Genomic DNA, 25,235 nt, shown 5'->3' on the forward strand with positions numbered 1-25,235 from the left:
ACCTCCCCGGCTGGCCATGAGACGCGGGTCACTCATCCCGGCGGCAGCCCCGTCTGGCCCTGCAGCCGTTCCAGGTCGGCGGGGCGGACCTGGATCGCGATGAGGGCGATCAGCGCGGCGAGCACCGTGAAGACGGCGGCGACGACGAACGCGGCCGACACTCCCGCGGTGAGGACCTCGTCGGCGAAGGGCTTGGGCAGCTGCCCGGTGTGCTGGAAGCGCAGCCGCTCCAGGGGCGTGGCCTGGGACAGGAAGCGCGGGATCTGCTTGCGCGCCTCGTCGGTGCTGGCCGTGCCGAACATCGTGACCAGGATCGACAGCCCGAGGGAGCCGCCGACCTGCTGGGTGGCGTTGAGCAGTCCGGAGGCCGCGCCGGTCTCCCGGGGGGACACGTTGGACAGGGCCATCAGGGTCAGCGACACGAACTCCATGCCCATGCCGAGGCTGAAGACGAGCATCGGGCCGAGGATGCTGCCCGCGTACGTGGAGTGCACATCGGTCAGGGTGAGCCAGGCGAGACCCGCGGCCGCGAGGATCGCGCCGGTCACCATGAACGGCTTGGGTCCGAAACGGGGCAGGAACCGCGAGGCGAGCCCGGCGCCGATCGCGATGACCGCGCTGACCGGCAGGAAGGCGAGTCCCGCCTGCAGCGGGCTGAAGTCCAGGACGTCCTGCACGAACAGGGTCAGGAAGAAGAACATCCCGAAGATCGCCGCGGCCAGGCACAGCATGATCCCGTAGGTGCCGGCCCGGTTGCGGTCGGCGAACATGTGCAGCGGCGTGATCGGTTGCTTGGAACGCCGCTCGATCAGCACGAATGTCACGAGCACCACGACCGCGGCGGCGAACGAGGCCAGTGTCAGCGCGTCCCGCCAGCCCTCCTGTGCGGCCCGGATGAACCCGTACACCAGCAGCACCATGCCGACGGTGGAGGTCAGCGCGCCGGCGATGTCGAAGTGGCCGGGATGGCGTTCGGACTCGCGGATGAAGCGGGGGGTGGCGAGGATGATGAGCACGCCGATGGGCACGTTGACGAACAGCACCCAGCGCCAGTTCAGCCACTCCACGAGGATGCCGCCCATGAGCAGGCCGATGGCGCCGCCGCCGGCGGAGACCGCGGCGAACACGCCGAAGGCCCGGTTGCGCTCGGGCCCCTCCTTGAAGGTGGTGCTGACCAGCGAAAGCGCGGTGGGGGAGGCGATGGCTCCGCCGACGCCCTGCAGGGCGCGGGCGGCGAGCAGCTCGCCGGGGTTCTGGGCGAGGCCGCCAAGCAGGGAGGCGACGGCGAAGAGGGCGACGCCGAACATGAAGACGCGCCGTCTGCCGAGGATGTCACCGGTGCGCCCGCCGAGCAGCAGCAGACCGCCGAAGGTGAGGGTGTAGGCGTTGACCACCCAGGCGAGGCTGGTGGTGGAGAAGTCCAGCGCGCTCTGGATGTGCGGCAGGGCGATGTTCACGATGGTGATGTCGAGGACCACCATCAGCTGGCAGGAGGCGATGACCAGCAGGGCCATCGCGTTCCCGCCACCGCTTCGCCGGCCGGTGGCGGGCTGCGTCGTGGAGATCGGTTGCGGACTGGTGCTCATGTCTGCCCCAGGGTGCCGGGTCCGTCGTCGACGCTACGCCCGCCGGTGCGGGGCCACCACTCGATCAGGCGCGTCGCGTCAGGCGGTGACGCGCACCGCACGCAGGGTGTTCCCAGGCACCGGAACGCTGTGCCGGGCGGGCTTCAGTGCGCGGGGCGCGTCAGTGTGGCCGTGAACTTGTAGCGGGAGCCGCGGTAGACCGAGCGCACCCACTCCACCGGCCTGCCCTGCGCGTCGCGGGAGTGGCGGGAAAGCAGCAGCATCGGCAGGCCGACGTCCGTGCCGAGCAGCCCGGCCTCGCGCGGGGTCGCGAGCGAGGTCTCGATCGTCTCGTCGGCCTCCACGAGCCGTACGCCGTACTGCTCGGCGAGGGCCGTGTAGAGGGAGGTGTACTTCGCCAGGTTGCGGCGCAGCCCCGGAAAGCGGCGGTCCGGCAGGTGGGTCGCCTCGATCGCCATCGGCTCGCCGCTCGCCAGGCGCAGCCGCTCCACCCGCAGCACACGCTCACCGGCCGTCACGTCGAGCAGTCCGGCCAGCACGGCGTCGGCGCTGACATAGCCGATGTCCAGCACCCGGGAGGCGGGGCGCATGCCCTGGGCCTCCATGTCCTCCGTGTAGGAGGTCAGGTCCAGCGTGCGCGACACCTTGGGGCGGGCGACGAACGTGCCCTTGCCCTGGACGCGGTCCAGCCTGCCCTCGCCGACCAGTTCCTGCAGGGCCTTGCGGACGGTGGTGCGGGAGGTGCGGAAATCCAGGGCGAGCAGCCGTTCCGCCGGCATGGGCGCGCCGGGCTGGCGCGCCTCGGTCATCTCCAGCAACCGCTTCTTGATCCGGTAGTACTTGGGCACCCGTGCGACGCGCCCGGGTTCACCCCGTCGCTCCCTCTGGGCATTGCTGACGTCGGTGCTCATGACCCGCCTTCCCGGCTCCGTTGGCCCGATACGGCCGACGGCAGCGGGCCGCTCGGCGGTTCTCCGTTATAGCGACGGAACCGACACTTGGTCTAGTCCAACCCCGTCAGGGCGCACGGCGCCGCGGCCGGTGACGTTCCGGTCACGACGGACATCACCTCCTGGAACACCCCTTGACAGCCCCATAGGTCTAGGCCAAGCTCGCGGTGCTGGTCTACACCATTGGGGCCAGGTTCCCCAGCCCACCGTGCAGGAGCGCAGGTCACCGCCGAGGGCGTGGGTGAGAGGTATTCCTTAGGAGGGGTGGCGTGAAGCGCAAGCTGGTTGCCGCGATCGGTATCGCGGGCATGATGATGTCCATCGCGGCGTGTGGGGGCGACAGCGACGACAACGGCAAGGACGCCGGGCAGGACAGCTCCAAGGGCCAGACGCTGGTCGTGTGGACGATGGACGGCTCGGCCCCGGCCCAGTGGACCAAGGACGTGCAGACGGCGTTCGAGGCCAAGACCGGCGCCAAGGTCAAGTTCGAGATCCAGAAGTGGGACGGGATCCAGCAGAAGATCACCACCGCCCTGTCGGAGTCCACCCCGCCGGACGTCATCGAGGTCGGCAACACCCAGACCCCGGCCTACGCCGCCACCGGTGGACTCGCCGAACTCGGCGACCTGAAGCAGGAGATCGGCGCCGACTGGACCCCGGCCGTGTCCGCCTCCTCCGTCTACGAGGGCAAGCAGTACGCCGCCCCCTGGTACTTCGCCAACCGCATCGTCGTCTACAACAAGAAGATCTGGGCCCAGGCCGGGATCAAGGACACGCCCAAGACGCGGGACGAGTTCTTCAAGGACCTGGAGACCATCGGTAAGAAGACCGACGCCGAGCCGATCTACATGCCCGGCCAGAACTGGTACTTCCTCGACGGCCTGATCATCGGCCAGGGCGCCGACCTGGTGAAGAAGGACGGCGACAAGTACGTCTCCAACCTCGGCGACCCGAAGGTCTCCGCGGCCATGGAGATCTACAAGAAGTACGCCTCCTACTCCAAGGCCCCCAAGGACAAGGACGAGGCCACCCCGCAGCAGGCCGAGGTGTTCGCCAAGGGCAAGACCGGCGCGTTCATCGGCATGGGCTGGGAGGCCGGCACCGCGGTCACGGCCAACAAGGCCATCGAGAAGGACCTCGGTTACTTCACCATCCCCGGCGCCACCGCCGGCAAGCCCGAGAGCGTCTTCCTCGGCGGCTCCAACTTCGCCGTCGCCGCAGGCAGCAAGAAGCAGTCGCTGGCCAAGGAGTTCCTGAAGATCGCCCTGTCGGACAAGTTCGAGGGTGAGCTGGCCAAGCTCAACGGCATCGTGCCGAACAAGCAGTCCCTGCAGAGCAACCTCCAGGGCAACGCCGTCGCCGAGGCCGCCGCACCGGCCGCCGCGGCCGGTGGCACCACGCCGCTGATCCCGGAGTGGGCCGCGGTGGAGAACACCCCGAACCCGATCAAGAGCTACATGACGGCGGTCCTGAACGGCAAGACGCCCGCGGAAGCGGCCAAGGACGTCGAGCCCGAGATCAACAAGCGCCTGTCGCAGAAGAACTGACGGGCGGTGGAGGGGGCGGGGGCCACGCCGTCCCGCGCGGAGCCGATGGCTCCCCGCCCGCACGTGCGGGGTCTCGGGGCCCCGCACGCCGGAGGACCGCCTCGGCCCCACCCGCGCCGGGACGGCCCCGGCCTCCCCTCGCCGGGGGCGCACGCCCCGCCCCCTTTCCCACTTGTGTTGCTCGTACGGCCACGGAAGAGACGGCAAGCCATGCCAGTGCAGACCGAAGGCACGGACACGGCCGGGGGGCCCGGTGTCCGCAAGGCCCAGGCTCCCTCGCCCCCGCGTGACGGGACACGCACCACCAGCGCGCCCGCACGCGGCCGACGCAAGGCCGCCCCCTACCTGCTCCTGCTGCCCGCGCTGCTCGCCACCCTGGTCCTGCTCGGCGTGCCCCTGGTGAAGAACGGCATGCTGTCGTTCCAGAACCTCAACCCGCGCCAGCTCATCCTCCACCTGACCGAGTGGAACGGCATCGACAACTACCGTGACGTTCTCACCGGTTCGGACTTCTGGCGCGTCGTCAAGCGCTCGGTGCTGTTCACGCTCGCCAACGTCGTGCTGATCATGCTGCTGGGCACCCTGACCGGGCTGCTGCTGGCCCGGCTCGGCAAGAGGATGCGGCTGCTGCTCCTGCTGGGTCTGGTGCTCGCGTGGGCGATGCCCGTCATCGCCGCGACCACCGTCTACCAGTGGTTGTTCGCCCAGCGCTTCGGTGTCGTCAACTGGGTGCTGGACAAGCTCGGCTGGCACTCGATGGCCGACTACAACTGGCTCGGCACCCAGTTCTCGACGTTCTCCGTGATCACGCTGCTGATCGTGTGGCAGTCCATCCCGTTCGTGGCGATCAACCTCTACGCCGCCACGACCACCATCCCGCGCGAGCTGTACGAGGCGGCCTCCCTGGACGGCGCCGGCACCTGGCAGAGCTTCACCTCGGTGACGTTCCCGTTCCTGCGGCCGTTCCTGTACTCCACGACGTTCCTCGAGGTCATCTGGGTCTTCAAGGCCTTCCCGCAGGTCTTCGCGATGAACGAGGGCGGCCCTGACCGGCTCACCGAGACCCTTCCGGTGTACGCGTTCGTCGAGGGTGTGGGCAACCAGCACTTCGGCATGGGCGCCGCCATCTCGTTCCTGACCGTCCTGGTCCTGCTCGCCCTCACCTCGTACTACCTGCGCATGGTGCTCAAGCAAGAGGAGGACGAGCTGTGAAGCGCTCGATCTTCGGCCGCATCTGGCCCAACGCGACCGCCGTCATCCTCTTCGTGGCCTTCGCGTTCCCCGTCTACTGGATGTTCGCCACGGCCCTGAAGCCGACGGGCGACATCATCGCCGAGGACCCGGTGTGGTTCCCCACCGACGTCACCTTCGCGCACTTCGACAAGGCGGTGCACGCCGACCACTTCTGGACGCTGGTGCGCAACTCCGTCACCGTGACGGTGCTTGCGGTGCTGATGTCGCTGGCCATCGCCCTGTTCGCGTCGTTCGCCCTGGCGCGGATGCGGTTCAAGGGGCGCGGGGTGTTCGTGGTGACCTTCATGCTGGCGCAGATGGCGCCCTGGGAAGTCATGATCATCGCCAACTACATGCTGGTCCGCGACAGCGACATGCTCGACAGCCTCGTGCCGCTGACCGTCTTCTACATGATGATGGTGCTGCCGTTCACGATCCTGACGCTGCGCGGCTATGTGGCCGCCGTGCCGAGGGAGCTGGAGGAGTCCGCGATGGTTGACGGCTGCACCCGCGCCCAGGCCTTCGTCAAGGTGATCTTCCCGTTGCTCGCGCCCGGTCTGATGGCCACCTCGCTGTTCGGCTTCATCACCGCCTGGAACGAGTTCCCGCTGGTGCTGATCCTCAACAAGAGCATCGAGAAGCAGACGCTCCCGCTGTGGATCTCCCAGTTCCGTACCGCCTTCGGTGACGACTGGGGCGCCACCATGGCCGCCTCGACGCTGTTCGCCCTCCCGATCCTGGTCCTCTTCGTCTTCCTGCAGCGCAAGGCCGTCAGCGGCCTCACCGACGGCGCCGTGAAGGGATAACGCCCGATGACGACATTCACCAGCACCGCGTCCGGCAGCGGCTCCGCCGCGGGTGACGCCGTCACCCGTGACGCGCTCGCCGTGCTGCAACCGGGCTTCGCCGGCACGACCGCGCCGGACTGGGTGCGCCGCCGGCTCGGCGAGGGCCTGGTCTCCGTCGGCCTGTTCGGCCGCAACGTCGCAAGCGCCGAGCAGGTCGCGGAGCTGACCGCGCAGCTGCGGGCGGAGCGGGACGACGTGCTGGTCGCGATCGACGAGGAGAGCGGCGACGTCACCCGCCTGGAGGTGCACACCGGTTCCTCCTTCCCCGGCAACAACGCCCTCGGCACGGTCGACGACACCGAGCTGACCCGGCGCGTGGCCCGGGAGCTGGGCCGCCGGCTCGCCGCGTGCGGCGTCACCTTCAACTGGGCGCCGTCCGCCGACGTCAACGCCAACCCCGACAACCCGGTGATCGGCGTGCGCTCCTTCGGCGCCGATCCCGCTCTGGTGGCCCGGCACACCGCGGCCTACGTCGAGGGCCTGCAGTCGGTGGGGATCGCCGCGTGCACCAAGCACTTCCCCGGCCACGGCGACACCGGTGTCGACTCCCACCTCGCCCTGCCGCGCATCGACGTCGGCACGGCCACGCTGCACGCACGGGAACTGGCGCCCTTCCGGGCGGCGATCGCGGCCGGCACGCGCGCGGTGATGAGCGCGCACATCCTGGTGCCCGCGCTTGATCCGGAGCACCCGGCCACCCTGTCCCGCCCCATCCTGACCGACCTGCTGCGCGGTGAACTCGGCTACCAGGGCCTGATCGTCACGGACGGCATGGAGATGCGCGCCATCTCCGGTACGTACGGCATCGAGCGGGGCACCGTGCTGGCCCTCGCGGCGGGCGCGGACGCGATCTGTGTCGGCGGCGGGCTGTGCGACGAGGACATCGTGCTGCGGCTGCGGGACGCGCTCGTCGCCGCCGTCCGCTCCGGCGAACTGCCCGAGGAGCGGCTGGCCGACGCGGCCGCCCGGGTGCGGGAGCTGGCCGCGTGGACCGCGAGGGCGGCCCGCGGGGCGGACCCGGGTGCGGCGTCCGACCCGGAGGTCGGCCTCACCGCCGCCCGTCGCGCGGTGACCGTGACCCGGTGTACGGCCGAGGCGGGTGCGGTGACCGAGCCCGTGTACGTGGCCACGTTCAGCCCGACGCCCAACATCGCCGTCGGCGACGAGACGCCGTGGGGCGTGGGCGCCGAACTGGCCCGCCTTCTGCCGGGCACCGCGACCGGCGTGTTCACCGGCGACGGGGCGGGCGAGGCGGCGCTCGCCGCGGCGCGCGGCCGGCGACTGGTCGCCGTGGTGCGCGACGAGCACCGGCACCCGTGGATGGGGTCCGCCCTGGACACCCTGCTCACCGCCCGTCCCGACACGGTGGTGGTGGAGATGGGCGTCGCCCAGGCCACCCCGCGTGGCGCCCTGCACCTCGCCACGCACGGCGCGGCCCGGGTGTGCGCGATCGCGGCGGCGGAACGGATCGCCGGGGCCTGACCGTTCGGGCGAGGCAGCTGCCGGCATCCGGCGACGGTCCGCCCGAAGAGCACGGCCGTACGGCGGCGGGGCGCTCAGGCCGCCGCCGTACGGCCGTCCGATGCGCTCGCCCGGTGGATCGGCGTGTCGGTCGCCGTCAGCGGCAGCCCCGTGCCGCCGCGGCGCTCGGCGACGATCTCCGCCGCGATGGACAGCGCGGTCTCCTCGGGCGTACGGGCGCCGAGGTCGAGGCCGATCGGAGAGCGCAGCCGGGCCAGCTCCCGCTCGCTCAGCCCGGCCTCGCGCAGCCGCTTGTCGCGGTCGTCGTGGGTGCGGCGCGAGCCCATCGCTCCGACGAAGGCAACCGGCATCCGCAGCGCCACGGTCAGCAGCGGTACGTCGAAACGGGGATCGTGGGTGAGCACGCACAGCACCGTGCGCGCGTCGGTGCGGGTGGACTGCAGATAGCGGTGCGGCCAGTCGACGACGACCTCGTCCGCGCCGGGGAACCGGGCAGCGGTGGCGAAGACCGGGCGCGCGTCGCACACGGTGACGTGGTAGCCGAGGAACTTCCCGGCCCGGACCAGGGCGGCGGCGAAGTCGATGGCGCCGAAGACGATCATCCGGGGCGGCGGCACGGTCGACTCGACGAGCAGGGTGAGCCCGCCCGGGCAGTGGGTGCCGTCCTCGGCGAGCTCGACGGTGCCGGTGCGGCCGGCCTCCAGCAGGGCGTGGGCCTGGGCGGCGGCCGTACGGTCCAGTTCCGGGTGACCGCCGAGGGTGCCGCGGGCCGTGCCGTCGCTGCGGACCAGCAGGGCGTGGCCGAGCAGCGCGGCCGGGCCGCGCGCGACCCGGGCCAGGGCGACCGGCTCGCCACGGCCGGCGGCGGCGAGGGCGGCCCCCAGCACCGCTCGCTGCGCGTCGTGCGCACGGACCGGGGTGACCAGGATGTCGATCACCCCACCGCAGGTCAGCCCAGCCGCGAAGGCGTCCTCGTCGCTGTATCCGAAGCGTTCGAGGACGCTTTCGCCGTCGGCGCCGTCGGCGCCGTCTGCGAGTGCCTGCACGCACAGCTCGTACACCGCGCTCTCGACGCAGCCGCCGGAGACCGAGCCGATCACCGTGCCCTCGCCGTCGACCGCGAGCGCGGCGCCGGGTCCGCGCGGGGCGCTGCCGCCGACGGCGACGACCGTGGCGACGGCGAAGTCGCGGCCCTCCTCGGCCCAGCGCTGCAGGTCGGCGGCGATGTCAAGCATGCGGCGACTCCGCGCGGATGACACGGTCGGGCCGGATCGGCAGCCGGCGGTGGCGCACGCCGGTTGCGTGCCAGACCGCGTTGGCGACCGCGGCCGCGGCTCCGACGATGCCGATCTCGCCGACGCCCCGGATGCCGATCGGATCGTCGGGGTCGACGTCCTCGATCCAGTCGGCCTCGACCTGGGGAACGTCGGCATGGGTGGCGACGTGGTAGCCGGCGAGGTCCGCGCCGACGACCCCGCCGGAGGCCCGGTCACGGGCGGCCTCCTCGTGCAGGGCCATGGACAGGCCCCAGATCATGCCGCCGACGAGCTGGTTGCGCGCGGTGAGCGGGTTGACGATCCGGCCCGCCGAGAAGATCCCGAGCATGCGCCGCACGCGCACCTCGCCCGTGGCGACGTCCACGGCCACCTCTGCGAACTGGGCGCCGAAGGAGTGCCGTTCACGCGGGGGCAGGGCGCCGACGGCATCGGTGATGTCGGAGCGCACGGTGATGCCCTCCGGCGGGACGCCGGTGCCGAGGGCGAGCCGTTCGCGCAGTTCGGCGGCCGCGGCGGTGACCGCCCACGACCAGGAGCGGGTGCCCATGGACCCTCCGGCGATCCACGCGCGTCCGAAGTCGCTGTCGGCGATGAGCACCCGGACGCGCTCCGGCGCCACCTGGAGCGCGTCGGCGGCGACCAGGGTCAGCGCGGTACGGGCTCCGGTGCCGATGTCCGCGGCGTTGACCCGCACGGTGAAGGTGCCGTCGGCCTCGGCGGTCACGGCAGCCGTGGAGGGGGCGGACCCGGCCGGGAAGGAGGCGGCCGCGGTTCCGGTGCCGAGCAGCCAGCGTCCCTCGCGGCGCAGGCCGGGTCGCGGGTCGCGGTCGTCCCAGCCGAACCGGCGGGCGCCTTCGCGGAAGCAGTCGATCAGATGGCGGCTGGCGAACGGCAGCCCGGACACCGGACCGGCCTCGGGTTCGTTGCGTATCCGCAGTTCGATGGGGTCCAGGCCCAGTTGCTCGGCGAGTTCGTCGAACGCCGACTCCAGCGCGAACGACCCGGGCGCCTCGCCGGGTGCGCGCATCCAGGTCGGGGTCGGCACGTCGAGCCGTACGATCCGGTTGGCCGTGTGGTGGGCGTCGGCGTCGTACATCACCTGGGACGGTCCGGCGCCCGGCTCGACGAACTCGTGCACCGTCGAGGTGACGCTGAGGCAGCTGTGCTCCAGCGCGCGCAGCCGCCCGTCGGCGTCCGCGCCGAGCCGGACGCGCTGCCGGGTCGGGCTGCGGTAGCCGGCCAGCGAGAACATCTGACGCCTGGTCAGGACGACCCGGACGGGCCGGTGCAACGTGGTGGCGGCGAGCGCGGCGGCCACCTGGTGGGCACGCGGTCCCTTGCTGCCGAAGCCGCCGCCGACGTGCTCGGAGCGCACGTGCACGGAGGCGGGGTCGAGCGAGAACAGACGCGCCAGCTCCTGCGCGACCCACATGGTGCTCTGGTTGGAGTCGACGACCTCCAGCCGGCCGTCGTCCCAGCGCGCCGTGGCCGCGTGCGGTTCCATCATCGCGTGGTGTTCCTCGGGCGTGGTGTACTCGGCGTCCACGACCGTGGCGGAGGCGGCGAGTTCCGCCGTCAGGTCGCCCTTCTCGGCGGGTGCGTGCCGCTCCGCGGTGTAGGCGTCCTGGCCCGCGCTCGCGAAGTCGACGTCGTGAGGCTGCTGTTCGTAGTGCACGACGAGGGCGTCGGCGGCCTCCCTGGCCTGCTCGGAGGTCTCGGCGACGACGAGTGCCACCGGCCAGCCCAGGTGCGGCACCCGGTCGTGCTGGAACAGGGCGTGCGTCGGATCCGGTGCGCCGAGCAGTCCGGCGTAGTCGGTCTCCAGGCGCGGGGCGTTGCCGTGGTGCAGGACGGCGAGCACGCCGGGCATCGCCAGGACGGGCTCGGTGTCGATGCCGGCGATACGGCCGCGCGCGACGGACGACGTGACGAGCCAGCCGTGCGCGAGGTCGGCGAAGGGGATCTCGCCGGCGTAGCGGGCGGCGCCGGTGACCTTGGCACGGCCCTCGACGCGGGGGTGGGCCCGGCCGACGGAGCGCGCGGTGCCGGCGGTGGTGGTCGTGGTCATCGGGCCGCCTCCTCGGCGAGTTCGGTGAGCACCGCCACGACGAGGTTGCGCATGAGGGTCACCTTGTATCCGTTGTCGGGCAGCGGGGTGGCCGCCGCCAGTTCGGCGTCGGCGGCCGCGGCGAAGGCATCCGGCCCGGCCGGTGCGCCGGTCAGCGCGCGTTCGGCGGTGCGGGCCCGCCAGGGCCGGGAGGCGACGGCGCCGAGGGCGATCCGTACGTCGTGCACGACGCCGCCCTGGACGTCGAGCGCGGCGGCGATCGAGCCGATCGCGAAGGCGTATGAGGCCCGCTCGCGCACCTTGCGGTAGCGGGAGTGGGCGGTGATCTGCGCGGGCGGCAGGGTGACGGCGGTGATCAGCGCGCCGGGCGGCAGGGCGGTCTCGCGGTGCGGGGTGTCGCCGACGGGGAGATAGAAGTCGGCGAGCGGCACCTCGCCGGCCCCGTCGGCGGTCTCGTAGGACACGACGGCGTCGAAGGCGGCCAGGGCCACGGCCATGTCCGAGGGGTGGACGGCGACGCAGTGCTCGGAGGCGCCGAGGACGGCGTGGTTGTGGTGCTCTCCGGTGCGGGCGGGACAGCCACTGCCCGGAAGGCGCTTGTTGCAGGGCTGGGTGACGTCGGTGAAGTAGGCGCAGCGGGTGCGCTGGAGCAGGTTCCCGCCGACCGTCGCCATGTTGCGCAGCTGGCCGGAGGCGCCGGCCAGCACGGCCTGGGCGAGGGCAGGGTAGCGGCGGCGGACCTCGGGGTGGGCGGCGAGGTCGCTGTTGGTGACCGTGGCGCCGATGCGCAGCCCGCCGTCGGGAGTCGACTCGACCCGGTCCAGGGGGAGTTCGCGCACGTCGATGAGACGGGCGGGCCGTTCGACGCCGGTCTTCATCAGGTCGACGAGGTTGGTGCCGCCGCCGAGGTAGCGGGCGTCCGGGTCGGCGCCGAGCAGGGCGACGGCACCGGAGACGTCCGCGGCGCGCTGGTAGCCGAACTCCTTCATGCCGCCGCCTCCTCGTCGCCGGCGGACTGCTCCTGCGCGGCGCGGGTGATCGCCTGGACGATCGAGACGTAGGCGGCGCAGCGGCACAGGTTGCCGCTCATCCGCTCTCGGATCTCCTCGGGGGTGAGCGGTGGCGGCCCCGCCTCGGGCCGCACGTCGTCGGTGGCGGCGCTGGGCCAGCCGCGGGCGTGTTCGTCGATCATCGCGACGGCGGAGCAGATCTGGCCGGGGGTGCAGTAGCCGCACTGGTAGCCGTCGAGGTCGAGGAAGGCCTGCTGCACCGGGTGCAGGTGCTCGCCGTCGGCCAGCCCCTCGATCGTGGTGATCTCCCGGCCTTCGGCCGCCACCGCGAGCTGGAGGCAGGCCACGGTGCGCCGCCCGTCGACGAGGACGGTGCAGGCGCCGCACTGTCCCTGGTCGCAGCCCTTCTTCGTGCCGGTGAGATCGAGGCGCTCGCGCAGGGCGTCGAGCAGGGTGGTGCGGTGGTCGACGGTCAGTGTGTGCTTCTCGCCGTTGATGTGCAGGGTCACGCCGCTGTGGGTGGGCGACGGGGCTGTGGCCATGGTCAGCCTTCTTTCACGAAGAGCAGGCCGGGGCTTCCCGGGGAGGGGGCGGAGTCCTTCGAGGAGACGTCGGTGCAGGCAGGCGCTATGGTGACGGTGGCGCTAACCGGACAGCTGTCCACTAGACCACGAAACCTAACGGACAGCTGTCCGCTTAGCAAGGCCGAGTTCGCGCCACGGACCCGTGAGGAGGACCAGTGCAGCCGAAGAGGGACGCGTCCGGCGCACCCCGCCGCTCGGACGCCCAGCGCAATCGCGAGCGCATCCTGGAGGTCGCCCTGGCCGAACTCACCCGCGACGCCGACGCCCCACTGAGCCGGATCGCCAAGAAGGCGGGCGTCGGACAGGGCACCTTCTACCGCAACTTCCCGAGCCGGGAGGCGCTCGTACTGGAGGTCTACCGGCACGAGATGCAGCAGGTCGCCGACGGTGCGGACGAACTGCTGCGCGCGTACGACCCGGAGCGGGCACTGCGCGCCTGGATGGACCGTCTGGCGCGGTTCGCGATGACCAAGGCGGGCCTCGCGGACGCCCTGCGCCAGGCCACCAGCGCACCGGGCGCCCCGGAGAAACCGGCACCCACGCCCGTGGCCGAGGCGGCCGGACGCCTGCTGCGCGCCAACGAGCAGGCCGGGACCATCCGCCCCGGCGTGAGCGCGGACGACTTCCTGCTCGCCATCGCCGGCCTGTGGCAGGTCGGCCCCCACGAGGAGGGCCACGCCCGAGCCACCCGCCTGCTGGACCTCGTCATGGACGGACTGCGCTCCGGGGCGCCCGGCAGACCTGTGCTAGGCTGATCACGTTGCAGTTTTGGTACCCATGACTTTGTGCGCGCCTGACGGTCTGTGACCATCAGGCGCGTTGTGTTGCCGGGGGTTTCTCCGGTGTCCGGGTTTCTCCGGATGGGGTCATTGCGGCGACCGGGCCCTCCGCACGGTGTGGAGCGCCCGTCACTACCCCATACAGAGGAGAAAAACATGGCCAGCGGCACCGTGAAGTGGTTCAACTCGGAAAAGGGCTTCGGCTTCATCCAGCAGGACGGCGGCGGCCCGGACGTGTTCGCGCACTACTCGAACATCGCCACCCAGGGCTTCCGTGAGCTCCAGGAAGGCCAGCGCGTGACCTTCGAGGTCACGCAGGGCCAGAAGGGCCCGCAGGCGGAGAACATCCTCCCGGCCTGACGCCCACGCCTTTGAAGGGCCCGCACCCACTCCGGGTGCGGGCCCTTCGGCGTACCCGCACGAAACTTGGTGCACGCCCCTTGACCCCGAGCGGTTACCCGCCAGTACGCTCACGCCGCCACCCCCTCACACCGGTGTTCCTCCCCATACCGCTCCTGTGAGGCCCCCCCCGTGAACAGATCCTTCATGACCGCTGCCCTGGCTGCCGCCGTCGCCCTGCTCGCCGCCATGACAGCCGTCCCGGCCCAGGCGTCGAGCACCTCCGCCTTCACCTCCGCAAGCAACCCCGTCCTCTTCGTGCACGGCTACACCGGGGACGGCAGCAACTGGAACACCATGGCCGACCGCTTCCGCAACGACGGCTGGCCGTCCTCCTACCTCGACCAGTGGACCTACGACTGGCACCAGTCCAACACCACGACCGCCCAGCAGCTCTCCGCCGAGGTCGACCGCCTGCTCGCGGCCACCGGCGCCACCAAGGTGGACATCGTCAGCCACTCCATGGGCGGACTGTCCTCCCGCTCCTACCTGAAGAACCTCGGCGGGACCGCCAAGGTCGACGCCTGGGTGTCCCTGGGCGGCCCCAACCACGGGACCGACTCCGCGAACACCTGCCTCGACCCGTCCTGCACCGAGATGCGTATCGGCTCCGACTTCCTGGCCGCCCTGAACTCCGGCGACGAGACACCGGGCTCGGCCCGGTACGCGACCTGGTGGTCGCCCTGCGACACCGTGATCAACCCCGACAGCTCCGTCGCCCTCAGCGGAGCGGCCAACACCAAGACGGCCTGTCTGAGCCACACCGGCCTGCTCTCGGACGCCACCGTCTACGCCCAGACCCGGGACCTGATCAACTCCTGACGGCAGGCAGGGGCGGAAGGTGCCCTCGGCCACCTTCCGCCCTCCGCGCCCCAATGCCTCAGCGGCAGTCGAGCAAGCCCGCCTTGCGCTTGGCGTCGAGTATCCGGCGCACACCGGCGTCGACCTTGGCCCGGAACGAGGCGTCCTGCCCCATACGGGTCTGGATGGCCTCCGCCATCGGCGGTATGGTGCTCGGCCGGACCGTCAGGATCATGTCTCCCCCCGCCGCGATGAAGTTCACGGCCCGCTGAGCGGGGGTGAAGGCCCGGACCGCGACCGCGTTGCCGAGGTCGTCCGAGATGACCACGCCCCTGAATCCCAGTTGGCCGCGGAGCAGGTGATCGATGACCGTCGGTGAGAAGGCCGCCAGGTGCTGGGGGTCGATCTTGCTGTAGATGGCGGACGAGATCATCACGAAGGGTGCCCCGGCCTGGATCCCGGTCCGGAAGGGCGTGAGGCTGGAACTGGTGGGGGTCGTCACGGAGTCCACGACGTTCGCTGTGGTGTCGGTGTTCCCGATCACCCGGCCCAGCCCGGGGAAGTGCTTGAGCGTGGTCAAGACGCCCGACTGCGCGAAGCCGGCGGCGAAGGCACCGGTGTGGGACGTCACGGTGTCCGCGGTGTGGCCGTACTCCCGCTGGAAGGAGCCGATGGGGATGTTCCGGGTGCCCAGGGCGGCCGGGACCACGTCGGCGACCGGTGCCAGATTCAGATCGACTCCGGCGGCCTTCAGCTGCTGGGCCCATTCGGCGGCCCGGGTACGCAGCGTCCCGGTCGACCAGCTGCCCTGCGTCAGGCCGCTGGGCATGACCGAGAAGCCGGGACCCCTGAGGACCTGCACCTTGCCGCCCTCCTGGTCGGTCGAGACCAGGAGGCCGACCCGCCGGCCGGCGACCTGGTCGGCCTGCCCCCGGAAACCGTCGACGACCTGCCGGGTCGCCGTGGTACCGGCGGTGCTCCGGCCGGTCAGCATGACGGACCCCACATGGTGGGCCCGCAGCGTGGCCAGCTGGGCCTGGTCGGGGTGGGCGGCGGAGACGCCCCCCATGAGAAGCTGTCCGACTCGCTGGGCAGGGGTCATCCCGGACATGTAGCGGTCGGTGCAGGTGGTGGCAGACGGCGACGGGGCGGCCCTCGCGGTGGCCGGCGCGGTGCCGGTGCGGGTGGCGGTGCCGGGCCGTGCGCTGACGCCGGTCGGGTCGTGTGTGGTCTGGCCGGCGGCAACGGACCGGGGGGAGTCGGCCTTTGCCCCGGGCGTGGACGATGCCCCACAGCCCGTGACGGCGAGCGCCAGGGTGACCAGCGAAACCCCGGTACGCAGGGCTGTGCCACGGCGGCCCGTGGGCCGCTGCCGGACGCGTAGTGTCATGTGTCGTCTCCCGGCCTGGACTGGCCCGGGGCCGCCTTCGGCCGCGTGCTGCGCAGCCGCTTCCCTCACGGCGAGCCCGGCTTGCTGCCTCCGTCACACCGTACGCTGCGGGGCATGTGTCCGCTCCCCGGCGGGTGTGGGGACGGGGGAACTACCCGAGGAACGACAGCCGCACCTGCCGGTTCGGGTTGTCCTTGTTCGTGTCGACCAGGCACACCGACTGCCAGGTGCCCAGCTCCAGACGGCCGGCGACGACGGGGAACGTGGCGTGGGGCGGGACGAGGGCCGGCAGGACGTGGTCGCGGCCGTGGCCGGGGCTGCCGTGGCGGTGCTGCCAGCGGTCGTCGGCGGGCAGGAGCGTGTGCAGCGCGGCGAGGAGGTCGTCGTCGCTGCCGGCGCCCGTCTCGATCACGGCGATCCCGGCCGTCGCGTGCGGGACGAAGACATTGAGCAGGCCGTCGCGGCCGGCGGCCGCCTCGCGCAGGAAGGCCTCGCAGTCGCCGGTGAGGTCGACGACGGCCTCCCGGGAGCCGGAGGACAGGTTCAGCACTCGGGTGGTGAAGGCATCGGACATGGACCCATCCTCACCCATCGGTACGCTTTCATGCCGAACGAAACCGCCCGTCCGACGAAACCGCCGTCCAGCCGGCGAGACGCCCGTTGACCTCGGCAACGCCTGCTGGCTAGTTTCGAGCGCATGTTGCGTACAGCCCTGCTCACCACGCGCGGTCACATCGACCTGCTGCGGGTGGCCTCCGCCGCGTGTCACCGCGGCTGCTGACGCCTTCTCACTTCCTGATCCACGCCTGACGCACGGCTGAACCCGCGTTCGCCGCATCAGGCGCGCATGCGCGCACCTCCCTCTCCTCTCACCGCTCTTCTCTGGAGCACCCATGAGCATCAGCCATGCCCCACCCAGCTCCTCGCGGACGGCTATTTCCGGTATATCCGTCGCCAAGTCATCACCCGACCTCGTCCCTCTCGTCCCCTCCTCCTCCCGCCGCACCCGCGTCCCGCGCCGGCTGCGCCGCACCGCCGGACCACTCCTGCTGCTGGCGCTGTGGCAACTCCTCAGCGCGACCGGCGCGTTGCCCGCCGATGTGCTCGCCTCACCGGGGCGCATCGCGCAGGTCGGCCGGGAACTGATCGCCGACGGCTCGCTGTCCTCGGCGATGGGCACCTCCCTGCAGCGCGTCGCCGCCGGACTGCTGCTCGGCGCGATCGCCGGTACCGGACTCGCCCTGGTCTCCGGGCTGTTCCGGATCGGCGAGGACCTGGTGGACGCGCCGGTGCAGATGCTGCGGACGGTGCCGTTCGTCGGTCTCATCCCGCTGTTCATCATCTGGTTCGGCATCGGCGAGGCCCCGAAGATCGCCATCGTCACGCTCGGCGTGACGTTCCCGCTCTACATCAACGTGTACGCCGGAATCCGCGGGGTGGACGCCCAGTTGATCGAGGCCGGCGAGTCGCTCGGTCTCTCGCGGTGGGGGCTCGTGCGGCACGTCGTGCTGCCGGGCGCGCTGCCCGGGGCCATGACCGGACTGCGCTACTCCCTCGGCATCGCCTGGCTCGCCCTGGTCTTCGCCGAGCAGGTCAACGCCGACTCCGGCATCGGGTTCCTGATGGTGCAGGCGCGCGACTTCCTGCGCACCGACGTGATCGTGGTCTGCCTCATCGTCTACGCCTTCCTCGGCCTGCTCGCCGATTTCGTCGTCCGTACCCTCGAAAGGCTGCTGCTGCAATGGCGACCGACGTTCACGGGCCGCTGACCTCGCGCTCGGCGATCCGCGTCGAGGGGCTCACCCGCTCCTTCGACGGGCGCAAGGTCATCGACGACCTCCATCTCGACGTGGTGCCGGGCGAGTTCGTCGCTCTGCTCGGGCGCAGCGGCTGCGGCAAATCCACCCTGTTGCGCATCCTCGCCGGACTCGACCGCGACATCGAGGGGACGGTGCTGGTACCGCGCCGCAAGGCGGTCGCCTTCCAGTCGCCCCGGCTGATGCCGTGGAAGAAGGTGTGGCGCAACGTCCTGCTCGGGCTGCCCGGCAAGCCCGAACGCTCCGTCGCGCGGCAGGCATTGGAAGAGGTCGGCCTCGGCCACCGTTCCGACGCCTGGCCCAAGACCCTCTCCGGCGGCGAGGCCCAGCGCGCCTCACTCGCCCGTGCCCTGGTGCGCGAGCCTGATCTGCTGCTGCTGGACGAGCCGTTCGGCGCGCTCGACGCACTCACCCGCATCAAGGCGCAGCGCCTGGTCGGCGAGTTGTGGCAGCGGCGCGGCTGCGCGGTGCTGCTCGTCACGCACGATGTCGAGGAGGCCGTCCTGCTCGCCGACCGTGTCCTGGTCATGGACGACGGTGTCATCGCGCACGAGCACCGCGTCGACCTCGACCGTCCGCGCGACATCACCGACCCGCGCTTCGCCGCGCTGCGCGCCGCCCTCCTGGAGCGCCTCGGCGTCGACTCCGCCCGCCGAAGCGATCTGAACCAAGCCCCTCTTTTCTGAAGAACGGAACCCTGATGCGACGACGTCTCGTCCCCGCCGCGCTGCTCCTCCCCCTCGCACTCCTGCTCTCCGCCTGCGGTGGCAACTCCGCCGCGCAGACGGGCGGCGGCGGCACCGACGGCACGGGCTCCCTCACCCTGAACGTCGGTGACCAGAAGGGCGGTTCCGAGGCCGTCCTGCGTGCCGCCGGCGAACTCAAGGACCTCCACTACAAGATCAAGTGGTCCACCTTCACCTCCGGTCCGCCCCTGCTGGAGGCCGTCAACGCCCGGGCCGTCGACATCGGCGGGGTCGGCAACACCCCACCGGTCTTCGCGGCCGGCGCGGGCTCGAAGATCACGGTGGTGGCAGCCTGGCACGGCACGTCCAAGGGCGACACCATCCTCGTACCGAACGACTCGAGGCTGAGCAGCCCACGGCAGCTCAAGGGGCACTCCGTCGCCGTGGCGCAGGGCTCCTCGGCGCATTACCAGCTGGTCGCGTCCCTGCGGAAGGCCGGGCTCACGCTCCGCGACATCGAGGTCAAGTACCTCCAGCCCGCCGACGCGCTGGCCGCGTTCACCTCCGGCAAGGTGGACGCGTGGGCGGTGTGGGACCCGTACTCCTCGCAGGTGCTGCAAGAGAAGCAGGGGCGCGTGCTGACCACCGGGGACGGCATCACCAACGGGCTGACCTTCCAGGTGGCGGCGCCCGGCGCGCTGAAGGACGCGAAGAAGGCCGCCGCGATCAAGGACTACCTCGAGCGGCTGCGGCGCGCCCAGGACTGGGTGTACGCGCATCCCGAGGAGTGGGCCAAGGTGTGGGCGAAGGACACCAAACTGCCCTACGAGGTGGCGCTGGCCGCCGTGAAACGCACCTACGGCACCCGGGTCCCGGTCGCCGTCGACCAGCCGCTGATCGCCTCCGAGCAGCAGATCGTGGACACCTTCGCCGGCCTGAAGCTGATCCCGCGCAAGGTGGACTTCGGCGACTTCACCGACACCCGGTTCAACGGCACCCTGCCGGCGTCGACGTCGGCGCCCCGGCCCTCGAAGGAGTCCTGAGATGACGGTCCGACTGCACTGGTTCCTGCCGACGGGCGGGGACGGCCGGACCCTCGTGGACCGGCACGCCTACGGCCCGGACACGACCGGCAAGATCAGCGGGGTGCGCGCGCCCGACCTGGACTACCTCGTCCAGATCGCCAAGGCGGCCGAGCGCCTCGGCTTCGAGGCGGTGCTGACGCCGACCGGCACCTGGTGCGAGGACGCCTGGCTGACCACCGTGGCGCTCGCGCAGCACACCGAACGGCTGAAGTTCCTGGTGGCGTTCCGGCCGGGACTGCTGTCGCCGACGCTGGCCGCGCAGATGGCGTCCACCTACCAGCGCCTCACCGGCGGCCGGCTGCTGCTCAACGTGGTCACCGGTGGTGACTCGGCCGAGCAGCGGCGCTTCGGCGACCGGCTCGACCACGACCGGCGCTACGCACGCACCGACGAGTTCCTGTCCGTGGTGCGCGGGGTGTGGGGCGGTGGGCCGTACGACTTCCATGGCGAGCACTACCAGGTCGACGGCGCTGTCACCGCACTGCCGCCCGACCCGGTGCCGCAGCTGTTCTTCGGCGGGTCCTCGCCGGCCGCGGGGCCGGTCGCCGCCCGGCATGCGGACGTCTACCTGACGTGGGGCGAGCCGCCGGCGCTGGTGAAGGAGAAGATCGACTGGATCCGCGGTCTGGCCGAGCGGCAGGAGCGCACGGTCCGCTTCGGCATCCGGCTGCACACGATCTCCCGGGACTCCGCAGCGGAGGCGTGGGCGACGGCGAACCGGCTGCTCGACGATCTCGACGCGGACACCGTCGCGGCAGCGCAGGCCGCGCTGGGGCGCAGCGAGTCGGTCGGGCAGCAGCGGATGCTGGCGCTGCACGGCGGTTCGCGGGACAAGCTGGAGATCCATCCCAATCTGTGGGCGGGCGTCGGGCTGGTGCGCGGCGGTGCGGGGACCGCGCTGGTCGGCAGTCATGCGGAGGTCGCGGACCGGATCGAGGAGTACCACGCGCTGGGCATGGAGCACTTCGTGCTCTCCGGCTATCCGCATCTGGAGGAGGCGTACTGGTTCGGGGAGGGGGTGATTCCCGAGCTGGCGGCGCGGGGGCTGCTGGCGGGCGGGCGCGCGGCTGACGCGCGGGTGCCGCTGGCCGCCGCGAGCGGGCGGTAGCGCACCGGGTGCGTGGATCTCCTCCGAACCAGGTGCCGGTGGGATCCACGCACCGGGTGCGGGGAAGATCCACGGCCGCGCGACCGTTAGTAGAAACGTGAACGAACTGCGCGAGGTCGAGGTCGTCGTCGTGGGCGCCGGGCAGGCGGGTCTGTCCAGCGCCTACCACCTGCGCCGCACCGGTTTCACACCGGAGCGGGACTTCGTGGTGCTGGACCACTCCCCCGCCCCGGGCGGCGCGTGGCAGTTCCGGTGGCCGTCGCTGACGTACGGGAAAGTGCACGGAATGCATGCGCTGCCGGGCATGGAACTGACCGGCGCCGATCCGGCGCGGCCGTCGTCGCAGGTGATCGGCGAGTACTTCACAGCGTACGAGCGCGCCTTTGACCTGCGCGTTCGGCGCCCCGTCGAGGTGACGGCCGTGCGGGAGGGGGCGGACGGGCGGCTGCTCGTCGAGACCTCCGACGGCGTGTGGGCGACCCGCGCGCTGATCAACGCCACCGGCACCTGGGACCGGCCTTTCTGGCCGCGCTACCCCGGCCAGGAGACCTTCCGGGGGCAGCAGCTGCACACGGCGCAGTACCCGGGGCCTCAGTGGTTCGCGGGGCGACGCGTCGTGGTGGTGGGCGGGGGCGCCTCCGGCACCCAGCACCTGCTGGAGCTGGCCCCCTACGCGGCGGCCACAACCTGGGTCACCCGGCGGCCGCCGGTCTTCCGCGACGGTCCCTTCGACGAGAGCGCGGGCCGTGCGGCGGTCGCGCTGGTGGAGGAGCGGGTGCGGGAGGGCCTGCCGCCGCGCAGCGTCGTGTCGGTCACGGGCCTGCCGCTGAACGACGCGATACGGCAGGGCATCGCCGACGGAGTGCTGGACCGGCAGCCGATGTTCGACCGGATCACCCCGGAGGGGGTGGAGTGGCGGGACGGACGGCGGGTGGAGGCGGACGTCATCCTGTGGGCGACCGGTTTCCGGCCGGCGATCGACCATCTGACACCGCTGCGGCTGCGCGAGCCGGGCGGCGGGATCCGCGTCGAGGGCACCCGCGCCGTCGTCGATCCACGGATCCATCTCGTCGGCTACGGCCCTTCGGCCAGCACGATCGGCGCGAACCGGGCCGGGCGCGCTGCCGTACGGGACATCCGGCGGCTGCTGGCGGAGCGGGACGCTCAGCCGGTGGCGGCCTGAGACCTCGGGTGCGGGCCGGGTCGTTCAGTGGCCGCCGGTCCGCTGACCGCGGTTGAACTCGGCGACATTGCGCTGGTGTTCGGCGTAGTCCGCGGTGAAACGGGTGTCGCCGGGCTTGACCGTGACGAAGTACAGCCAGTCGCCCGGAGGCGGGTTGATCGCCGCCTGCATCGCGTCCGCACCGGGGTTGTCGATCGGCGTGGGCGGCAGACCCATGCGCTGATAGGAGTTGTAGGGGCTGTCCACGCGGGTGTCGGCGGTCGTCGTGCGCAGGGTGGAGCGGCCCAGCCCGTAGTTGAGGGTGGAGTCCATCTGCAGCGGCATGCCCCGCTCCAGCCGGTTGAAGACGACCCGGGCCACCTTGCCCATGTCCGCCTTCGTCGCGGCCTCTGCCTGCACGATGCTGGCGATGGTGACCGCCTGGTAGGCGTTCATCGCGTTGCGCTGGGCGCCGGCGGCGACGGGGGCGCCGTTGAACTTCCGATTCGCCGTGTCGACCATCGTCGCGAGCAGTTGTTCGGGCGTTGTCGTCCCCTTGCCGCCCAGTGGGTACGTCGCCGGGTAGAGGTAACCCTCCGGGTTGCCGCCGGCATCGCTCGGCAGTTTCAGATGGGCCTTGGCCAGGGACTTGCGGGTGGTGCCCGGCGGCAGGGCAAGCGCCTTGTCGACGGCGTCGTAGACCTGGGCGGCGCGCCAGCCCTCGGGGACGACCAGGGCCGGGGTCCGGTCCGCTCCGTCGCCCAGGATCAGCAGCGGCACCGCCACGACCGTCCCGGCGACGACGGCTCCGGCGGCGATGAGGACGAGACGGCCGCGGCGGGTCAGCCGGATCGCTCCGCCGGTGTTCCCCCCGCTTGCCCTCGCCGCGCGCCACCTGCCCCCGGCGGTCCCGGTGCCCTTCGCCGCCCTCGCGCTCCCCGTCCTGCGTCGCCGAGTGTTCATCTGCATGCGGGCACGGTAACCCGCATATCACCACAAATCCGGCAAACCCTCCCGAGGAGCCTTGCCGGACGTCAGCTCGTCGGCTCCAGACGGGCGTCCCGGCGGACGAGGGCCGCGTACCGGCCCTCCAGTGACAGCAGTTCGTCGTGCGTGCCGCGTTCGGCGACCCGGCCGGAGTCCAGCACCACGATCTGGTCGGCGCCGCGGACCGTGGAGAGCCGGTGGGCGATGGTGAGCGTGGTGCGGTCGGCGGACAGGGCGTCGATGGCCTGCTGCACGGCGGCCTCGGTACGGGTGTCCAGGGCGCTCGTCGCCTCGTCGAGGATGAGCACCGGAGGATCGCGCAGGATGGTGCGGGCGATGGCCAGGCGCTGCTTCTCGCCGCCGGAGAAACGGTGGCCGCGCTCGCCGACGACCGTGTCGTAGCTGTCGGGCAGGGACATGATGTGGTCGTGGATCTGGGCCGCGCGCGCGGCGGCGTACAGCTCGTCGTCGGTGGCGTCCGGCTTGGCGAAACGCAGGTTCTCGGCGACGGAGGCGTGGAAGAGGTACGTCTCCTGGGAGACGACGCCGACCGCGCGGGCGAGGGTGTCGAAGTCGAGGTCGCGCACGTCCACGCCGTCGAGGGTGACCCGGCCGCCGGTCACGTCGTACAGCCGGGGCACCAGGTAGCCGAGGGTGGACTTGCCGGCGCCGGTCGGTCCGACGACGGCGAGGCTGCCGCCGGCCGGGACGGTGAGGTCGACGCCGTCGAGGACGGGGCGGGCCGTGTCGCCCTTGCCGTCGTAGCGGAAGGTGACGTCCTCGAAGCGGACCTCGCCCTTGACCTGGTCGAGGTGGACGGGATTGTCCCGCTCGGTGATGTCGATGGGCAGGTCCAGGTACTCGAAGATGCGCTGGAAGAGCGCGAGGGAGGTCTGGATCTGCACGCCCGTGGACAGCAGGCTGACGGTCGGCCGGAACAGCCCCTGCTGGAGGGAGACGAAGGCGACGATGGTGCCGATGGAGACGTCGGGGCCGCCCGCCTGGAGGGCGAGACCGGCGGTCCAGTAGATGACGGCGGGCATCGCGGCCATGACGATCGTGATGACGGCCATGCGCCAGCGGCCGGCCATGTTGGACCGCACCTCGAGACCGACGAGAGCCTCGGACTCCTCGGCGAAGGACGCGGTCAGCGAGTCGGAGCGGCCCATGGTGCGGCCGAGCAGGATGCCGCTGACCGACAGGGACTCGGTGACCGTGGCGGCCATGGCGGCCATCTGCTTCTGACGCTGCGTGGTGATCTTCCGGCGCTCCCTGCCGACCCGGCGGCTGATCCAGACGAACACCGGCAGCAGGAGCAGGGAGACGGCGGTGAGCCGCCAGTCGAGGGCGATCATCGCGACGACGGTGGCGACGACGCTGGTGAAGTTGGAGACCAGGGAGGTGGCGGTGGAGGTGACGGTGGCCTGCATGCCGCCGATGTCGTTGGCGATGCGGGACTGCACCTCGCCGGTGCGAGTGCGGGTGAAGAAGGCGAGCGACATGCGCTGCAGGCGGCCGTAGACGGCGGTGCGCAGATCGTGCATGACGCGCTGGCCGACGGTGGTGGAGATCAGGGTCTGCAGCACACCGAAGACGCTGGTGAGGACGGCGCTGAGGATCATGCCGAGGGCGAGCAGGCTGAGCAGCCCGGTGCGCCCCTGGGGGATCGCGACGTCCAGGGTCTCCTTCAGCAGGAACGGCGTGGCGACCGAGACGAGCGAGGCGGCGCCCACGAGGAGGCCGACGACGGCGAGCCTGCCACGGTAGGGGCGGAACAGACGCAGGATCCGGCGGACCTGCCGGGGCTGCGAGGCCGCGTCGGCGGGTGGGGTCCAGGAGGGGGTGTGGTCGGGATGCATGGGCTCCTACGGAGTGTGGGGCGGGCGGGCCGGCGCGACGTGCGGCGCCGACCGGAAGGGACCATAGCTCATTGTTACCTAGACTCACAATGAACTACGTCCTGTTATTGTTCCCGCATGACCTCGCCCGACCCCGACGGCCTGCTCGCCGAGCAGTTGCTGCGGCTCACCCGCCGGGTGCACCGCATCCAGAAGCGGCATCTCCACACGCGCGATCTGGGGATCACCCCGGCCCAGTCCCGCCTGCTGCGCACCCTCGCGCACTACAGCGCGCCCCCGCGCATGGCCGACCTCGCCGAACGGCTGGAGGTCGTGCCCCGCGCGGTGACGACACTGGTGGACGGTCTGGAGGGCAGCGGCAAGGTGCGCCGGGTGCCGGATCCCGTCAATCGCCGGGTGACCCGTATCGAACTGACGGATGCGGGCCGCGCGACGCTCCGCGAACTCCACACGGCCCGCCGCTCGGCGGCCCAGGAGATCCTGGCCCCGCTGACGAAGGAGCAGCGGGAGGTGTTCGGGGAGCTGCTGGACCTGCTGATCGACGGGGGACCGGCAGAGCGCTGCTGACGACCGGGTC

The 25,235-nt window shown here is 71.6% G+C and carries 24 protein-coding genes; 14 read left to right on the top strand and 10 right to left on the bottom strand.

Annotated elements, in window-relative coordinates; translation table 11 throughout:
- Positions 1-32: 32 nt before the first annotated feature.
- Both ACF1GV_RS19865 and ACF1GV_RS19870 read right to left on the bottom strand, forming a co-directional pair.
- Positions 33-1,586 carry an MFS transporter gene (locus ACF1GV_RS19865; protein ID WP_391682436.1) on the bottom strand — a complete coding sequence of 518 codons (1,554 nt, stop codon included), beginning with the start codon at positions 1,584-1,586 and terminating at the stop codon, positions 33-35.
- 143 nt (positions 1,587-1,729) lie between these two features.
- On the bottom strand, positions 1,730-2,497 hold the full coding sequence (locus ACF1GV_RS19870) for a GntR family transcriptional regulator (protein ID WP_391682439.1): 768 nt from the start codon (positions 2,495-2,497) through the stop codon (positions 1,730-1,732).
- A gap of 308 nt (positions 2,498-2,805) precedes the next feature.
- Between ACF1GV_RS19870 and ACF1GV_RS19875 the strand changes: the two genes are divergently transcribed.
- The 4 genes from ACF1GV_RS19875 (at position 2,806) to ACF1GV_RS19890 (ending at position 7,646) form a co-directional block, all read left to right on the top strand.
- Positions 2,806-4,083, top strand: a complete 1,278-nt coding sequence (locus ACF1GV_RS19875; RefSeq protein WP_391682442.1) for an extracellular solute-binding protein — start codon at positions 2,806-2,808, stop codon at positions 4,081-4,083.
- Positions 4,084-4,293: 210 nt separating this feature from the next.
- Positions 4,294-5,295, top strand: a complete 1,002-nt coding sequence (locus tag ACF1GV_RS19880; protein WP_391682444.1) for a carbohydrate ABC transporter permease — start codon at positions 4,294-4,296, stop codon at positions 5,293-5,295.
- Entirely contained in the window at positions 5,292-6,122 is an 831-nt protein-coding gene (locus ACF1GV_RS19885; protein WP_391682446.1) for a carbohydrate ABC transporter permease, read from the top strand. Before ACF1GV_RS19880 ends, ACF1GV_RS19885 begins: the two co-directional genes overlap by 4 nt.
- 6 nt (positions 6,123-6,128) lie before the next feature.
- A complete protein-coding gene (locus ACF1GV_RS19890) occupies positions 6,129-7,646 on the top strand; it encodes a glycoside hydrolase family 3 protein (RefSeq protein WP_391682449.1) in 1,518 nt (505 codons plus the stop codon).
- 74 nt (positions 7,647-7,720) lie between these two features.
- Here ACF1GV_RS19890 and ACF1GV_RS19895 read toward each other — a convergent pair whose 3' ends face one another.
- The 4 genes from ACF1GV_RS19895 to ACF1GV_RS19910 are packed head-to-tail and all read right to left on the bottom strand — an operon-like array spanning position 7,721 to position 12,543.
- The gene (locus tag ACF1GV_RS19895; protein ID WP_391682451.1) at positions 7,721-8,881 is read right to left on the bottom strand and encodes an XdhC family protein; all 1,161 of its coding nucleotides are present in this window, start codon (positions 8,879-8,881) and stop codon (positions 7,721-7,723) included.
- Positions 8,874-10,991, bottom strand: a complete 2,118-nt coding sequence (locus ACF1GV_RS19900; protein WP_391682454.1) for a xanthine dehydrogenase family protein molybdopterin-binding subunit — start codon at positions 10,989-10,991, stop codon at positions 8,874-8,876. Before ACF1GV_RS19900 ends, ACF1GV_RS19895 begins: the two co-directional genes overlap by 8 nt.
- Positions 10,988-11,980, bottom strand: a complete 993-nt coding sequence (locus ACF1GV_RS19905; protein WP_391682457.1) for an FAD binding domain-containing protein — start codon at positions 11,978-11,980, stop codon at positions 10,988-10,990. The genes ACF1GV_RS19900 and ACF1GV_RS19905 overlap by 4 nt, the downstream gene beginning before the upstream one ends.
- On the bottom strand, positions 11,977-12,543 hold the full coding sequence (locus tag ACF1GV_RS19910) for a (2Fe-2S)-binding protein (RefSeq protein ID WP_391682460.1): 567 nt from the start codon (positions 12,541-12,543) through the stop codon (positions 11,977-11,979). The genes ACF1GV_RS19905 and ACF1GV_RS19910 overlap by 4 nt, the downstream gene beginning before the upstream one ends.
- Before the next feature lie 197 nt (positions 12,544-12,740).
- Here ACF1GV_RS19910 and ACF1GV_RS19915 point away from each other — a divergent pair, with 197 nt between their 5' ends.
- The 3 genes from ACF1GV_RS19915 (at position 12,741) to ACF1GV_RS19925 (ending at position 14,585) form a co-directional block, all read left to right on the top strand.
- Positions 12,741-13,340, top strand: coding sequence for a TetR/AcrR family transcriptional regulator (locus ACF1GV_RS19915; RefSeq protein WP_391682462.1), 600 nt, complete (start codon positions 12,741-12,743; stop codon positions 13,338-13,340).
- A gap of 180 nt (positions 13,341-13,520) precedes the next feature.
- Positions 13,521-13,724 carry a cold-shock protein gene (locus ACF1GV_RS19920; RefSeq protein WP_361626142.1) on the top strand — a complete coding sequence of 68 codons (204 nt, stop codon included), beginning with the start codon at positions 13,521-13,523 and terminating at the stop codon, positions 13,722-13,724.
- 186 nt (positions 13,725-13,910) lie between these two features.
- Positions 13,911-14,585, top strand: coding sequence for an esterase/lipase family protein (locus ACF1GV_RS19925; RefSeq protein WP_391682464.1), 675 nt, complete (start codon positions 13,911-13,913; stop codon positions 14,583-14,585).
- Positions 14,586-14,643: 58 nt separating this feature from the next.
- Here ACF1GV_RS19925 and ACF1GV_RS19930 read toward each other — a convergent pair whose 3' ends face one another.
- Complete coding sequence (locus ACF1GV_RS19930) at positions 14,644-15,954, bottom strand: glycoside hydrolase family 3 N-terminal domain-containing protein (protein ID WP_391682466.1); 1,311 nt, start codon at positions 15,952-15,954, stop codon at positions 14,644-14,646.
- Positions 15,955-16,105: 151 nt separating this feature from the next.
- Positions 16,106-16,528 carry a YjbQ family protein gene (locus tag ACF1GV_RS19935; RefSeq protein WP_391682468.1) on the bottom strand — a complete coding sequence of 141 codons (423 nt, stop codon included), beginning with the start codon at positions 16,526-16,528 and terminating at the stop codon, positions 16,106-16,108.
- Between the two features lie 123 nt (positions 16,529-16,651).
- Here ACF1GV_RS19935 and ACF1GV_RS19940 point away from each other — a divergent pair, with 123 nt between their 5' ends.
- The 6 genes from ACF1GV_RS19940 (at position 16,652) to ACF1GV_RS19965 (ending at position 21,833) form a co-directional block, all read left to right on the top strand.
- Entirely contained in the window at positions 16,652-16,735 is an 84-nt protein-coding gene (locus tag ACF1GV_RS19940; RefSeq protein ID WP_363265707.1) for a putative leader peptide, read from the top strand.
- A gap of 112 nt (positions 16,736-16,847) precedes the next feature.
- Positions 16,848-17,723, top strand: coding sequence for an ABC transporter permease (locus ACF1GV_RS19945; RefSeq protein ID WP_391682470.1), 876 nt, complete (start codon positions 16,848-16,850; stop codon positions 17,721-17,723).
- Entirely contained in the window at positions 17,696-18,457 is a 762-nt protein-coding gene (locus ACF1GV_RS19950) for an ABC transporter ATP-binding protein (protein ID WP_391682472.1), read from the top strand. The genes ACF1GV_RS19945 and ACF1GV_RS19950 overlap by 28 nt, the downstream gene beginning before the upstream one ends.
- A 14-nt stretch (positions 18,458-18,471) precedes the next feature.
- Positions 18,472-19,500: an ABC transporter substrate-binding protein gene (locus tag ACF1GV_RS19955; RefSeq protein WP_391682474.1), complete on the top strand. Its 1,029-nt coding sequence runs from the start codon at positions 18,472-18,474 to the stop codon at positions 19,498-19,500.
- A gap of 1 nt (position 19,501) precedes the next feature.
- A complete protein-coding gene (locus ACF1GV_RS19960; protein ID WP_391682477.1) occupies positions 19,502-20,650 on the top strand; it encodes an LLM class flavin-dependent oxidoreductase in 1,149 nt (382 codons plus the stop codon).
- Positions 20,651-20,747: 97 nt separating this feature from the next.
- Entirely contained in the window at positions 20,748-21,833 is a 1,086-nt protein-coding gene (locus ACF1GV_RS19965; RefSeq protein WP_391682480.1) for an NAD(P)-binding domain-containing protein, read from the top strand.
- A 24-nt stretch (positions 21,834-21,857) separates the two neighbouring features.
- Here ACF1GV_RS19965 and mltG read toward each other — a convergent pair whose 3' ends face one another.
- Together mltG and ACF1GV_RS19975 are read right to left on the bottom strand one after the other, a co-directional pair.
- A complete protein-coding gene (mltG, locus tag ACF1GV_RS19970) occupies positions 21,858-22,781 on the bottom strand; it encodes an endolytic transglycosylase MltG (protein ID WP_391682482.1) in 924 nt (307 codons plus the stop codon).
- 65 nt (positions 22,782-22,846) lie between these two features.
- On the bottom strand, positions 22,847-24,658 hold the full coding sequence (locus ACF1GV_RS19975) for an ABC transporter ATP-binding protein (protein ID WP_391682484.1): 1,812 nt from the start codon (positions 24,656-24,658) through the stop codon (positions 22,847-22,849).
- Positions 24,659-24,775: 117 nt separating this feature from the next.
- Between ACF1GV_RS19975 and ACF1GV_RS19980 the strand changes: the two genes are divergently transcribed.
- Positions 24,776-25,225 (top strand): MarR family transcriptional regulator, encoded by a 450-nt coding sequence (locus ACF1GV_RS19980; protein ID WP_363265521.1) that lies wholly within the window; start codon positions 24,776-24,778, stop codon positions 25,223-25,225.
- The last annotated feature ends 10 nt before the right edge of the window (positions 25,226-25,235 follow it).

The organism is Streptomyces sp. NPDC014006, from assembly GCF_043088925.1.
Classification (GTDB): domain Bacteria; phylum Actinomycetota; class Actinomycetes; order Streptomycetales; family Streptomycetaceae; genus Streptomyces.